Origin of the sequence: Brochothrix thermosphacta DSM 20171 = FSL F6-1036, assembly GCF_036884295.1 — a bacterium.
GTDB lineage: Bacteria > Bacillota > Bacilli > Lactobacillales > Listeriaceae > Brochothrix > Brochothrix thermosphacta.
In genome coordinates this window covers 1,777,636-1,789,941 of record NZ_CP145608.1, presented here as the reverse complement: position 1 = coordinate 1,789,941, position 12,306 = coordinate 1,777,636, and the positions used below count along the sequence as shown (strand labels likewise).

At 36.6% G+C, this 12,306-nt stretch carries 10 protein-coding genes; 9 read left to right on the top strand and 1 reads right to left on the bottom strand.

Annotated features, from left to right (window positions below):
• Positions 1–178: 178 nt before the first annotated feature.
• From ruvA to V6S17_RS08970, 9 genes are all read left to right on the top strand, one after another.
• On the top strand, positions 179–769 hold the full coding sequence (gene ruvA, locus V6S17_RS09010) for a Holliday junction branch migration protein RuvA (RefSeq protein WP_029092316.1): 591 nt from the start codon (positions 179–181) through the stop codon (positions 767–769).
• Between the two features lie 466 nt (positions 770–1,235).
• Complete coding sequence (ruvB, locus tag V6S17_RS09005) at positions 1,236–2,231, top strand: Holliday junction branch migration DNA helicase RuvB (RefSeq protein ID WP_029092315.1); 996 nt, start codon at positions 1,236–1,238, stop codon at positions 2,229–2,231.
• Positions 2,232–2,261: 30 nt separating this feature from the next.
• Entirely contained in the window at positions 2,262–3,293 is a 1,032-nt protein-coding gene (queA, locus tag V6S17_RS09000) for a tRNA preQ1(34) S-adenosylmethionine ribosyltransferase-isomerase QueA (protein ID WP_029092314.1), read from the top strand.
• A 22-nt stretch (positions 3,294–3,315) separates the two neighbouring features.
• Positions 3,316–4,458: a tRNA guanosine(34) transglycosylase Tgt gene (gene tgt / locus V6S17_RS08995; RefSeq protein ID WP_029092313.1), complete on the top strand. Its 1,143-nt coding sequence runs from the start codon at positions 3,316–3,318 to the stop codon at positions 4,456–4,458.
• 73 nt (positions 4,459–4,531) lie between these two features.
• Positions 4,532–4,822 (top strand): preprotein translocase subunit YajC, encoded by a 291-nt coding sequence (gene yajC, locus V6S17_RS08990; RefSeq protein ID WP_080712965.1) that lies wholly within the window; start codon positions 4,532–4,534, stop codon positions 4,820–4,822.
• A 361-nt stretch (positions 4,823–5,183) separates the two neighbouring features.
• Positions 5,184–7,454, top strand: a complete 2,271-nt coding sequence (gene secD, locus V6S17_RS08985) for a protein translocase subunit SecD (RefSeq protein ID WP_029092312.1) — start codon at positions 5,184–5,186, stop codon at positions 7,452–7,454.
• Between the two features lie 21 nt (positions 7,455–7,475).
• Positions 7,476–7,790, top strand: coding sequence for a LapA family protein (locus tag V6S17_RS08980; RefSeq protein ID WP_036027623.1), 315 nt, complete (start codon positions 7,476–7,478; stop codon positions 7,788–7,790).
• A 198-nt stretch (positions 7,791–7,988) separates the two neighbouring features.
• Positions 7,989–10,301 carry a single-stranded-DNA-specific exonuclease RecJ gene (gene recJ, locus V6S17_RS08975; RefSeq protein ID WP_036027617.1) on the top strand — a complete coding sequence of 771 codons (2,313 nt, stop codon included), beginning with the start codon at positions 7,989–7,991 and terminating at the stop codon, positions 10,299–10,301.
• A gap of 14 nt (positions 10,302–10,315) precedes the next feature.
• Positions 10,316–10,837, top strand: coding sequence for an adenine phosphoribosyltransferase (locus tag V6S17_RS08970; RefSeq protein ID WP_029092311.1), 522 nt, complete (start codon positions 10,316–10,318; stop codon positions 10,835–10,837).
• A gap of 47 nt (positions 10,838–10,884) precedes the next feature.
• Here the strand turns inward: V6S17_RS08970 and V6S17_RS08965 are convergent, their stop codons facing one another.
• Positions 10,885–12,300, bottom strand: coding sequence for a MucBP domain-containing protein (locus tag V6S17_RS08965; RefSeq protein ID WP_029092310.1), 1,416 nt, complete (start codon positions 12,298–12,300; stop codon positions 10,885–10,887).
• Positions 12,301–12,306: the final 6 nt, after the last annotated feature.

The window sequence follows — 12,306 nt, the reverse complement described above, 5'->3', positions numbered from 1 at the left end:
TGTTACTTCGGTTACTAGATTTGAAAACATCTTCTATATAAGGAGGTGTTTTTTAGTTCAACCAATAACTTTTCACGTTAATTTATGCTATGATATAGAAGATGAAATTTAACGTATTTTGGTGAAATAATAGTCGATTTGACAGCTAAATACGCCAACTGGAAAAGAGGTTACTTAAATGTTTGAATACTTAAAAGGTCATATTACTTATATATGCCCACTTTATATTACTGTCGATGTTCAAGGTATTGGCTATCTGGTACACGTACCTAATCCTTTTTCATTCACAACACGAGAAGGTTTAGAAGAACAAATTTTTATTCACCATCATGTGCGTGAAGATGCTGAAACATTATTTGGTTTTGAAAGTAGAGAAGAACGTTTCCTCTTCCAGAAATTATTAAGTGTTACAGGAATTGGTCCTAAAGGGGCAATGGCAATTATTGCTCGCGGTGAATTAAGTTTATTGGTTGCTGCTATTGAAGGAGAAAATGAAGGTTATCTAGTCAAATTCCCAGGAATTGGTAAGAAAACGGCCCGTCAAATCATTTTAGATTTAAAAGGTAAGATCAATGATTTAGTACCTTCAGCCAAACAAACAACAGCAATAGTGGAAGTTCACAGCGCTTTATCAGAAGCATTGTTGGCACTTGAAGCATTGGGATATAGCGCTCGTGAGATTAAGCGTGTAGAAACAAAAATGGAAAAACTTGAGTTAGCAACCACGGATGAGTATATTCGAGCTGGATTGAAATTATTAACTAATTAATAAAAGCATCTACAAGCCCATTCAGAACTGAAGAGATTGTAAAAGTTCGGTAAGCGATTATTTTATCGCTGGAAGTATCTTTGAAATCTCACAAGTTTTGGCTTGTGGTGCTAGAGAACAGTAAAAGCATCTACAAGCCCATTCAGAACTGAAGAGATTGTAAAAGTTCGGTAAGCGATTATTTTATCGCTGGGAGCATCTTTGAAATCTCACAAGTTTTGGCTTGCAGTGCTAGAGAACAGTAAAAGCATCTACAAGCCCATTCAGAACTGAAGAGATTGTAAAAGTTCGGTAAGCGATTATTTTATCGCTGGAAGTATCTTTGAAATCTCACAAGTTTTGGCTTGCAGTGCTAGAGAACAATAAAAGCATCTACAAGCCTATTAAAAAATCCGGTTAAAGTCGAAGATGTTAAACAATTTAAAGCTATTTTGAATGACACACAATAATAGGGGGTGAGTATCGAATGGATGAGCGTATTATATCTTCCGAATCAATTGGTGATGAGGGTTCAATGGAATTGAGTTTACGACCAAGTCGTTTAGCGCAATATATCGGTCAAGAAAAAGTAAAGAATAACTTGCAAATTTTTATTGAGGCTGCACGTATGCGCCAAGAAGCATTGGATCACGTTTTGTTATATGGCCCACCTGGTTTAGGTAAAACAACATTAGCAATGGTAGTAGCTAATGAAATGGGTGCTAAATTGCATACAACAAGTGGTCCCGCCATTGAAAAACAGGGTGATTTAGCAGCGATTTTAACAGCATTAGAGCCAGGAGATGTTCTTTTTATTGATGAGATTCATCGCTTGAGCCGAGTGATAGAAGAGATTTTATATCCGGCAATGGAAGATTTTGCTTTGGATATTATTATTGGACAAGGACCAGAAGCACGCTCAATTCGAATGGAGTTACCCCCATTTACATTGATTGGTGCTACAACGCGTGCTGGTCACATGACTGCCCCGTTACGAGATCGTTTTGGTGTAATTAACCACCTGGAATATTATACGATTTCTGAATTGGAAGCGATTATTGAAAGAACAGCAGCGATTTTAGAAACACCTCTTGAAGGAAATGCGTCACATGAAATGGCACGCCGTTCAAGAGGAACACCGCGTATCGCAAACCGTCTGGTAAAACGTGTACGTGATGTTGCACAAGTTAAAAGTGATGGAACCATTAGCGTTCCTATTGCCAAAATGGCGTTAGAGTTATTGCTAGTTGATGATAAAGGGTTAGACCAAATTGATGAGAAAATATTATCAGCAATTATTGATATGTTTAATGGAGGTCCTGTTGGTTTGGATACCTTAGCTGCCAGTATTGGTGAAGAACGTTTAACGATTGAAGACATGTATGAACCCTATTTATTACAACATGGCTTTTTACAAAGAACACCACGTGGTCGTGTAGCTACACCTAAGGCTTATCAGCATTTAGGACGACCGCTTGCATAATATATAAATTGAACAGAAAAGGTGAATAAAGTGAGAGTAGAAGATTTTAATTATGAATTACCAGAGGAATTAATTGCACAAACGCCATTATTAGATCGTACATCCAGTCGATTATTAATGATGAATAGAGAAACTGGTGCTTACCGTGATGGTGTTTTTCCTGACATGTTAGAGTATTTATCAGAAGGCGATGCGCTGGTTTTAAATAACACACGCGTTTTACCTGCCCGTTTACACGGAATTAAAGCTGAAACTGGCGGTCATACAGAAGTATTACTTTTAAAACAACTAGAGGGTGACGAGTGGGAAACATTGGTTAAACCTGCCAAACGTATCCGTGTGGGTACTGTATTATCATTTGGTGATGGCCGTTTAACAGCTGTTTGTACAGGTGAACTTGAACATGGGGGTCGCTTAATGACTTTCAAGTACGAGGGTATCTTTTATGAGGTATTGGAGGCGCTTGGTGAAATGCCATTGCCACCTTATATTAAAGAACAGCTTGAGGATCAAGAACGTTATCAAACAGTTTATGCTGAAGAAAATGGTTCAGCGGCTGCACCGACAGCAGGTCTACATTTTACAAACGAGTTGTTAGAAGCGATTCGTGCAAAAGGTGTACATATTGTTTTTATCACTTTACATGTAGGATTAGGAACTTTCCGTCCAATTAGTGTAGAAGATACAACAAATCATAAAATGCATTCTGAGTTTTACCGCATGACAGAAGAAGCGGCAGCCACGTTAAATGACGTACGCAATAACGGCAAAAAAATCATTGCTGTTGGAACAACAAGTATGCGTACGCTAGAATCAATCACACAAAAATTTGATGGTGCGATTAAAGCAGATGATGGTTGGACAGATATTTTTATATCTCCAGGATTTGAGTTTAAAGCGTGCGATGCGTTAATTACCAACTTCCATTTACCAAAATCGACGTTAGTGATGCTTGTCAGTGCTTTCTCAAGTCGAGATAATGTAATCAATGCTTATGAACACGCCGTTGCAGAAAAATATCGCTTCTTTAGTTTTGGCGATGCAATGTTTTTACAAAAATAATAATCAATGAAAGAGGTAAGTTATGAGACCAGCAGTAGTATATGAATTGCTTAAAACAGATAAGGAAACCGGAGCTCGTGCAGGTATTATCCATACACCACACGGTTCGTTCCCAACACCAATGTTTATGCCAGTTGGAACATTGGCAACAGTCAAAACATTATCACCAGAAGAATTAAAAGAGATGGGTTCAGGTATTATCTTGAGTAATACTTATCATCTTTGGTTACGTCCAGGTCACGAATTAATTCGTGAAGCAGGGGGTCTCCACAAATTTATGAACTGGGATCAACCGATTTTGACTGATTCAGGTGGTTTCCAAGTGTTTAGTTTGAGCAAGATTCGTGATATTAAAGAAGAAGGTGTTCATTTCCGTAGTCACTTGGATGGTTCGAAATTATTTTTATCACCTGAAAAAGCAATTGAGATTCAAGAAGCACTCGGCTCTGATATTATGATGTCATTCGATGAATGCCCACCTTATCCAGCTAGCCGTGAGTACATGATTCAATCAATGGCACGTACAACTCGTTGGGCAGAACGTGGTTTGAAAGCTCATACAACAATGGATAAACAATCATTATTCGGCATCGTTCAAGGTGGGGTATACTCTGATTTACGTCAACAACATGCAAAAGAATTAGCCTCATTAGATTTTCCTGGCTATTCAATTGGTGGATTAAGCGTTGGAGAAGAAAAACATTTAATGAATGAAGCGCTTGAGGCAACAACACCATTCCTTCCAGCTGATAAACCACGTTATTTAATGGGCGTTGGTTCACCCGATGCATTAATTGATGGGGTTATCCGTGGAATTGATATGTTTGACTGTGTATTACCAACTCGTATAGCACGTAACGGAACAACAATGACAAGTCAAGGTCGTGTCGTTATTAAAAATGCGATTTATGAACGTGATTTTGGTCCACTTGATCCTAACTGTGATTGCCATGTTTGTAAAAATTATTCGCGTGCATACCTTCGTCATCTCATTAAAGCAAAAGAAGCTTTTGGAATTCGCCTAACAAGTTACCATAACTTGTATTTCTTGATTAAATTAATGGAAGATGTACGTGAAGCGATAATGGAGGACCGTTTATTGGCCTTCCGTGAAGAATTTTTCGAACAATATGGCTATAACAAAGAAAATCCGCGTAATTTCTAGCATATTGATAGATAATTGTCATTATTTTCTGATATAATAATAGTAATGACTAATGAAAGGGGTTTTATCACACATGCAGTCTATTTTACTTATCGTAGTTATGATCGCATTGTTTTACTTTATGCTGATTCGTCCGCAACAAAAGCGTCAGAAAAAAGTACAATCAATGCAAAGTGCGCTTAAAAAAGGCGATACTATTGCAACAATCGGTGGCTTACACGGCGTAGTTGATTCTATCGATGACAAACAAGTTACACTTGATTGTCACGGTTCGTTATTAACTTTTGATCGTCAAGCAGTGCGTACAGTACTTGAAGTATCTGAAGCACCAGTTGATTCTTTTGAATCAAATGACAATAACTAAATACTTAAAAACAAAACCTTCTATGTTTGTAGCATAAAAGGTTTTTTTGATTTTGATGAAAATAACCTTGAAAACTGGTATAATAATCTATGATTGTGTAGTGCTAATGAATAGAGCCAAGGCCATGGTACAGGTGAAAATCTTAAGATTTGTCAATTACAGGGATTGAAAGATTAGTTTGAAAATTTTCCTTGCGTGAAATGCCATTATACTTACCGTTTATTTAGTACATTTAAAGGGGAAATAAGAAAGAAACTGTTGTCATGATTTAATTTCAACAGCTAGCAATTATTTACAACCGTGAGAAATATAGGACAAGTTTGCTACAAAAATTACTAAAAGAAGAAAGGTCGTGTATGGCATTATGAAAAGAGGCAAGTTAGTCAGTTTTTTTATTTTGATCGCTGTGTTTACAGCGCTTATTTCGTTCACGGTGAAGCCGGTACTAAATAATATTAATTTAGGATTAGATTTACAAGGTGGATTTGAGGTTCTTTATGAAGTCAAACCAGCGGGTGAAAATGCTGAAAAAGTTACAAGTGAAACACTAAAATCAACAGTTGTTGCTTTGGATAAACGTATTAACGCTTTGGGCGTTGCGGAACCAAGCATTACGATTGAATCTGGAAACCGTATCCGTGTGCAATTAGCGGGTGTTAAAGATCAAGATGAAGCACGTGAAATGCTTTCAACAACTGCACAATTATCATTCCGTGATGCAAATGATAAATTGATGATGGACGGTCGTGATTTAGTTCAAGGGGCAGCAAAACAGTCATTTGATCAACAAAATCAACCAGTTGTAACATTGAAATTAAAAGATAGTCAAAAATTTGCTGATGTAACGAAAAAAATTCTTGCAGAAGCACCAAATAATCAATTAGTTATTTGGTTAGACCATAAAGATAATCAAAAATTCTTAACAGAGTCTAAAAAAGAAAACCCTGCATTTTTATCAGCACCAAATGTAAGCCAGGTGTTGAATACAAACCAAGTAGAGATTTCGGGTAGTTTTACAGTTGCAGAGGCAAATAATTTAGCAGAGTTACTTAATGCGGGAGCATTGCCTGTTAAATTAACTGAGGTGTACTCAACATCAGTAGGTGCAGCGTTTGGACAATCAGCTTTACAAGATACAATGTTAGCCGGATTAATTGGTTTACTTGCTATTTTTGTATTTATGCTTATCTTCTATCGCTTACCAGGTTTAATCGCATCAGTGACATTGAGCATTTATACATACATTGTATTGCTTATTGTAAGTTTAGTTGGTGCAACAATGACATTGCCAGGTATTGCTGGTTTAATTTTAGGTATTGGTATGGCAGTAGATGCTAATATCATTACTTATGAACGTATCAAAGAAGAAATACTTGTTGGACGTACAATTAAGAAAGCATTCATCGAAGGTTCTAAAGAATCATTCCGTACGATTTTGGATGCGAACTTAACAACAATTATTGTAGCTGGCGTATTGTTTGTTTTTGGTACAAGTTCAATCCGAGGCTTTGCGTTAATTTTAATTATTAGTATCTTAGTAAGCTTTATTACAGCAGTATATGGTTCACGTATTATGTTAGGTTTAATTGTTAATAGTGGCTTCCTAGATAATCGTCCAGGTTGGTTTGCTGTTAAACGTAAGAGTATCCATAATATTTCAGAAGGATACGAATCATATAAATTAGCTACTAACTTTGATAATATCGACTTCTTAAAACATCGTAAAGTTTACCTTTCAATTTTCGCAGGAATTGTTATAGCGGGTATTATCTGCTTGGCAACCTTGAAAATGAACTTAGGTATTGATTTTTCAAGTGGAACACGTGCAGAGTTAACATCTGATAAGACATTAACAGCTGCTAAAATCACTAAAGAACTTGATCAAATTGGAATGCCTTCAAATGATATTGTTTTAACAGGGAAAGATCAAAAATCTGCCGTTGTTAGTTATAAAGGTGCATTCTCACAAGACGAAATTAAAAAATTCAACAATCACTTCAAAAAAGAATACGGTCATGAATCAAGTATCAATACGGTAACACCGACAGTTGGACAAGAGTTGGCAAAAAATGGTTTCTTTGCTTTAATCATTGCGTCACTTTTAATCATCGTTTATATCGGTTTCCGTTTCGAGTTGAAAATGGCTGTCTCAGCAGTTATCTCGCTCTTGTTTGATGGTTTCGTAATCTTCGTAGTATTTAGTATCTTCAAGATACAAGTAGATTTGACGTTTATTGCAGCGGTGTTAACGGTCATTGGTTATTCCATTAATGATACAATCGTTACGGCCGATCGTGTACGTGAAATCGGACAAAAACTACGTGTTTATAAAAATAAAGAAGATTTAGCTGTAGCAGTTAACCAAGGTTTACGTCAAACGTTGACACGTTCGTTAGCAACTGTGTTCACAGTTCTTATCACAGTAACCGCCTTGATGATTTTTGGTAGCCATTCAATTTGGGAGTTCTCACTTGCTCTTATGATCGGTTTGGTTTCAAGTATTTTCACATCAATGTTTATGGTTATGCAAATGTGGTATGGTTTTAAAGTTCGCGAATTAAATAAACATGGCGAAATCAAAACAGTTAAAGAGAAAAAATACAAATCTAAAAAAGACAAGTTAGTTGTCTAAACAGAAGGGTGTGGGGATAGGATGAAAAAATCACAGTGGTTAACGTTAATCAGTATCTTATTAGTTTTGTTCATTGCAGTGTTATCAATCGTCAATGTCGAACCAGTGAAAATCAACTTTATTTTCACAACGGTACAATGGCCATTAATTTTAGTGATTATTGGGTCGGCACTTTTAGGGGCTTTAACAGTCATCAGTGTAACATGGGTGCGTATGTTTAAAGAAAAAAGTGCTATTAAACAAAATGAAAAATTTTTAAAAGAACAAAAAATAGCAAATGCTTCTTCAAGAAGTGAAATTAATAAAATTAAAAACGCAGAAAAAGAAAAAATTTAATAACTGCGTAAACTAATGAACAGGCTATGGGTTATCGAGATTGAATCGATTATCTGTAGCCTGTTTTTAATTTTAAGTAACTTTAGAAATTGAGATGAATTGCAATTTTAAAATTAGAATGATGAATGAGAGAGCGGTTTCAAAGTTGAATTTGTGGTATGATATTTAAGGGAAGTTTATCAATAAGGAGTGAAGAATGTGCTTGCATCCAACTATGAATGGCAAGAACGAGAAAATAATCAAGAAGAAATAGAAACGTTAGCGAAAGCTGCGAATGTCGCATTACCAGTAGCAGCGTTGCTTTGGGAGAGACAACTACGTACACCAGCAGAAGTAGAGGCGTTTATTCATCCAACTGAGGAGGTAATACACGATCCTTTTTTACTATCGGATATGGACAAAGCCTTAGAAATTATTGAAGAGGCACTCGCCGAAGATAAAAAAATAATGATCTATGGTGATTATGATGCGGATGGTGTGACAAGTACTGCTGTTTTATATGAAGCATTACAAATTATCGGTGCTGATTCAGGCTGTTTTATCCCAAATCGATTTGTTGAAGGATATGGTCCTAATAAAGAAGCTTTCAAAAAAATTAAAGCGGATGGTTATGATTTATTAATCACGGTCGATAATGGGATAGCTGGCATAGATGAACTTGCTTATGCACGTGAGATTGGCTTACAAGTTATCTGTACGGACCATCATGAGGTGGGCGAAATTTTACCTGATGCCGATGCGATTGTACATCCAAAACATCCTGATTTTCAATACCCTTTTAAAGAACTTGCTGGCGTAGGTGTGGCCTTCAAACTAGCACAGGCTTTATTAGGTGAAATTCCGGTTGAATTATTGGATCTTTATGCACTAGGAACGATTGGAGATATGGTTTCTTTAACAGATGAAAATCGTTTTTTTGTACAAGCTGGTTTAAAACAGCTAGCAATCACTGAACGTCCGGGCTTACAAGCGTTATATCGCCAATTAAATTTGGACGCTTCACTGGTGACAGAAGAAATGGTCGGCTTTAAAATTGCCCCTCATCTTAACGCGGCTGGTCGCCTAGGTTCTGCTGAAAAAGCTCTTGCATTGTTAGTGACTAAAGACGTTGACGAAGCGAAGCAATTAGCAATTGATTTAGTAGCAATTAACGATGAACGTAAAAAAATCGTCAATGAGTTAGTGCTTGAAGCAGATGAGCAAGTACAGCCATTTTTAGATGATAAAGTGTTAATTGTAGCGGGTGAGAATTGGCATGAAGGTGTCTTAGGAATTGTAGCATCACGCTTGATTGAAGCTTATCAAAGACCTGTTATTGTGCTATCAATCAACAAATCTAAAAACATTGCCAAAGGTTCTGGACGGAGTATACCAGCTTTGAATTTATATGATGCTTTAAACGCTCATGTATCTTTAATTACGCGTTTTGGTGGGCACGCTGGGGCGGCAGGGTTAACACTACCTCTTGAAAATGTTGCAGAATTAAGAAAGGCCATTAATAATTATGCAGCACCACTATTGGCTGATGTTAGTACGAAGTTACCTTTACGTATTGATTTAACACTGCATGTTGAAGAGGCAACTTTAGCCTTAATTGAGGATATGAAAGTTCTAGCACCTTTTGGAACGGATAATCCAAAACCTCTGGTTAAATTTTCAAATGTACGATTGGCAGGAATACGTCAAATTGGTGCCGACAATAGTCATTTGAAAGCGACTTTTAAAGAAGAAGAAGCAACTGTTGAAGCCATTGGGTTTAATATTGGTCACCTAAAGAATACGCTAAACATGAGTGATGATATTGATGTAGTGGGTGAATTATCAATTAACGAATGGCGTAACCAGCAAATGGTTCAATTGCAAATTAAGGATATTGCAGTGCCTAACAAACAACTGTTTGATTTACGTGGTGAGTCAGAATGGGCTAAATTTTGTAAGAACTTAACCCCATCTCAACAACCAGATTTGTTTGTCGTGTTTAATCATCCGACCTTTGTGAGTGAATGGGCTGATAAAGTTACTATTTATGATGTGACAAAAGATGTTTTACCGACCCAAGCTGTGGAAACAATTGTAATTGTGGATATGCCAACAGATGCTTTGAAATTGGATGAAGTATTGACTGTTTTACAACCACAGAATATTTATGCGCGCTTGGAAAATCCTGATAATAAAGGTTTAGTGGTGATGCCAAGTCGTGAAGAATTTGGAGAATTTTTCAAATTTGTAGCAAGGTATGAGCCTGTAGATGTCAAAAAACAACACCCAGCTATCTGTCAAAAATTAAATATCTCAAAAAACAATCTCTATTTCATGACAAGCGTGTTTTTTGAGCTAGAATTTGTTAAAATAGAAAAGGACTGTTTGGTCATCAATCCAAATGCACCCAAACACCCGCTGACTGAAGCGCCAACTTATAAAAAAAGACAAGCAATCGAAGCGCTGCAACAACGTTTTGTTTATTCAAACTATACTGCCTTATATGAAGTGTTTTGGGGCAATGACAATTAAAGGGGACGAAATTTATGAAAACAGAAGATTTAAAGAATCACATCGCATCAATTGAGAATTATCCAAAACCAGGCATTATTTTCCGCGATATCACACCGTTGATGGGTAATGGTGAAGCTTATAAATTTGCTACTGATCAACTGGTTGATTATGCGCGCGATAAAAATGTTGACGTCATTGTAGGACCAGAAGCACGTGGCTTTATTATCGGCTGCCCGATGGCTTATGCAATGGGTATTGGTTTTGCACCTGTTCGTAAAGAAGGTAAGTTACCTCGTGAAGTGATTAAAGTAACGTATGATTTAGAATACGGTCAAGATGTTTTAACAATCCATAAAGATGCAATCAAACCAGGTCAACGTGTATTGATTGTTGATGATTTATTAGCAACTGGTGGTACGATTGAAGCGACAATTAAACTTGTGCATGAATTAGGCGGCGAAGTTGTAGGTGCTGCATTCTTACTTGAATTAGTTGAATTAAACGGTCGTGCTAAATTAGGAGACATCGATACGAAAGTATTGCTAGAATATTAAGAGATAAAAGAACAGACAGGAGAGTTATCCTGTCTGTTCTTTTATGTTTATTTAAAGGTATGAGGCTTTGTGAGCTTAACTAACAGTAAAAATAATGCGAGTGCTGTCAATATAATAACTCCTAATGTTACTGGGAAGACTGCACTCATTTCACCTGTTTTTGGTAAAGTATTTTTTGCTACGGTATTCTCTGTAGATTGTCTGTCTTTGTTGCTAGGTGTAATTTTTTGTTGCTGTTCAGGCGTTTTTTTATAGTGATAAATAACTTTTTGTGACTTATCGGTGTATTGACCTCGAGCATTTTTGGGATGATCATTTGTTAAGATATAGCCAGTAATATCTTTAGGACTTGTTTGATATGCCGTGCCTCTTTTTCCTGATTGAGTTGTTGGTGCTGCAATCTCGATGCCATCAGCCTGATAGTAAGTGGTGACAGTACCTTGAGCAATTTGTACATTCTTTATATAATTATAAGTTACGTCGATTGTTCCTTCAGCGAAGCTGCCTTGAGAACCTACTACAGCTGTTTTTCGAAGCGAATAACCGGTAATGTTTTTTGGTGATGTTTGATATTTTTCACCAATGTTTCCGGTAATTTTAATAGAATCAGCTAACTTCGTATCACCCTCTAAAAAATGAGTAATCACAGTGCCTGTTGTTGGATTTTTCGTGTAGTTATATACCACTTCGATATCTTTGTTAGGCACTATTCCAGAGGCGTTGTGAGGCATCTGAGTGGACAATGTATAGCCGGGTATTACTTTTGCAGTGGTTTGATATTTTTTATCTCTTTCCAGTTTTTGAATGACTGGAGAGGCTATCTCTACGTTACCAGATAAAAATTTTGTTGTAATAGAACTTTGCGATGGAAGCGGATAATAGTGAAATTCAACAACTTCTGTTTTTGCTGAAAAGAAACCATTAGCTTTTGAATTATAGTATTCAGGGATAAGATAGTTAATATCGCCAAGAATGTTAGCATCGGATGGATCAGTAGAATAAGGCTCACCTATTAATCCTGTTTGAGTAATCCGTTCGGCAATTTCTTTACCGTTAGAGCTGAAAATAGTAATGACTGTTCCTGTTTCTTTTCCAGTTACCGGTTTTTTCGAATATGAGTAAATAATCTCCGTAGAGAGGTATTCAAAAGTACCATTTTTATTTTTTTTATCAATTAAATAGTAACCAGGTATCTCTTTTGGTGCTGTTTGGTAATGTTCACCTTTTTTGCCTGTTAGTGTAACTGATTCGGCAATTTCGACGTTATCACAGTAAAAGCGCGTGATGACTGTTGTTTTTTCCGTGTCAGCTGATGCATTACTTTGGTTATTAGACTTTTCCAATGATTGTGTTGTAATGCTTTCTTTGGATGGTGATGCTGTTACCGTGATGTGATTTGTCAAAAACAAACCACTTAGAAGTAGAAGGCTTAGAAGGGTTGTTATATGTTTTTTCATTTTCATAGCAAT

Bases quoted from the DNA above. Each gene is read 5' to 3' on its own strand.
- ruvA (WP_029092316.1), top strand. From the start codon at position 179: ATGTTTGAATACTTAAAAGGTCATATTACTTATATATGCCCACTTTAT.
- ruvB (WP_029092315.1), top strand. From the start codon at position 1,236: ATGGATGAGCGTATTATATCTTCCGAATCAATTGGTGATGAGGGTTCA.
- tgt (WP_029092313.1), top strand. From the start codon at position 3,316: ATGAGACCAGCAGTAGTATATGAATTGCTTAAAACAGATAAGGAAACC.
- yajC (WP_080712965.1), top strand. From the start codon at position 4,532: ATGCAGTCTATTTTACTTATCGTAGTTATGATCGCATTGTTTTACTTT.
- V6S17_RS08980 (WP_036027623.1), top strand. From the start codon at position 7,476: ATGAAAAAATCACAGTGGTTAACGTTAATCAGTATCTTATTAGTTTTG.
- V6S17_RS08970 (WP_029092311.1), top strand. From the start codon at position 10,316: ATGAAAACAGAAGATTTAAAGAATCACATCGCATCAATTGAGAATTAT.
- V6S17_RS08965 (WP_029092310.1), bottom strand. From the start codon at position 12,300: ATGAAAATGAAAAAACATATAACAACCCTTCTAAGCCTTCTACTTCTA.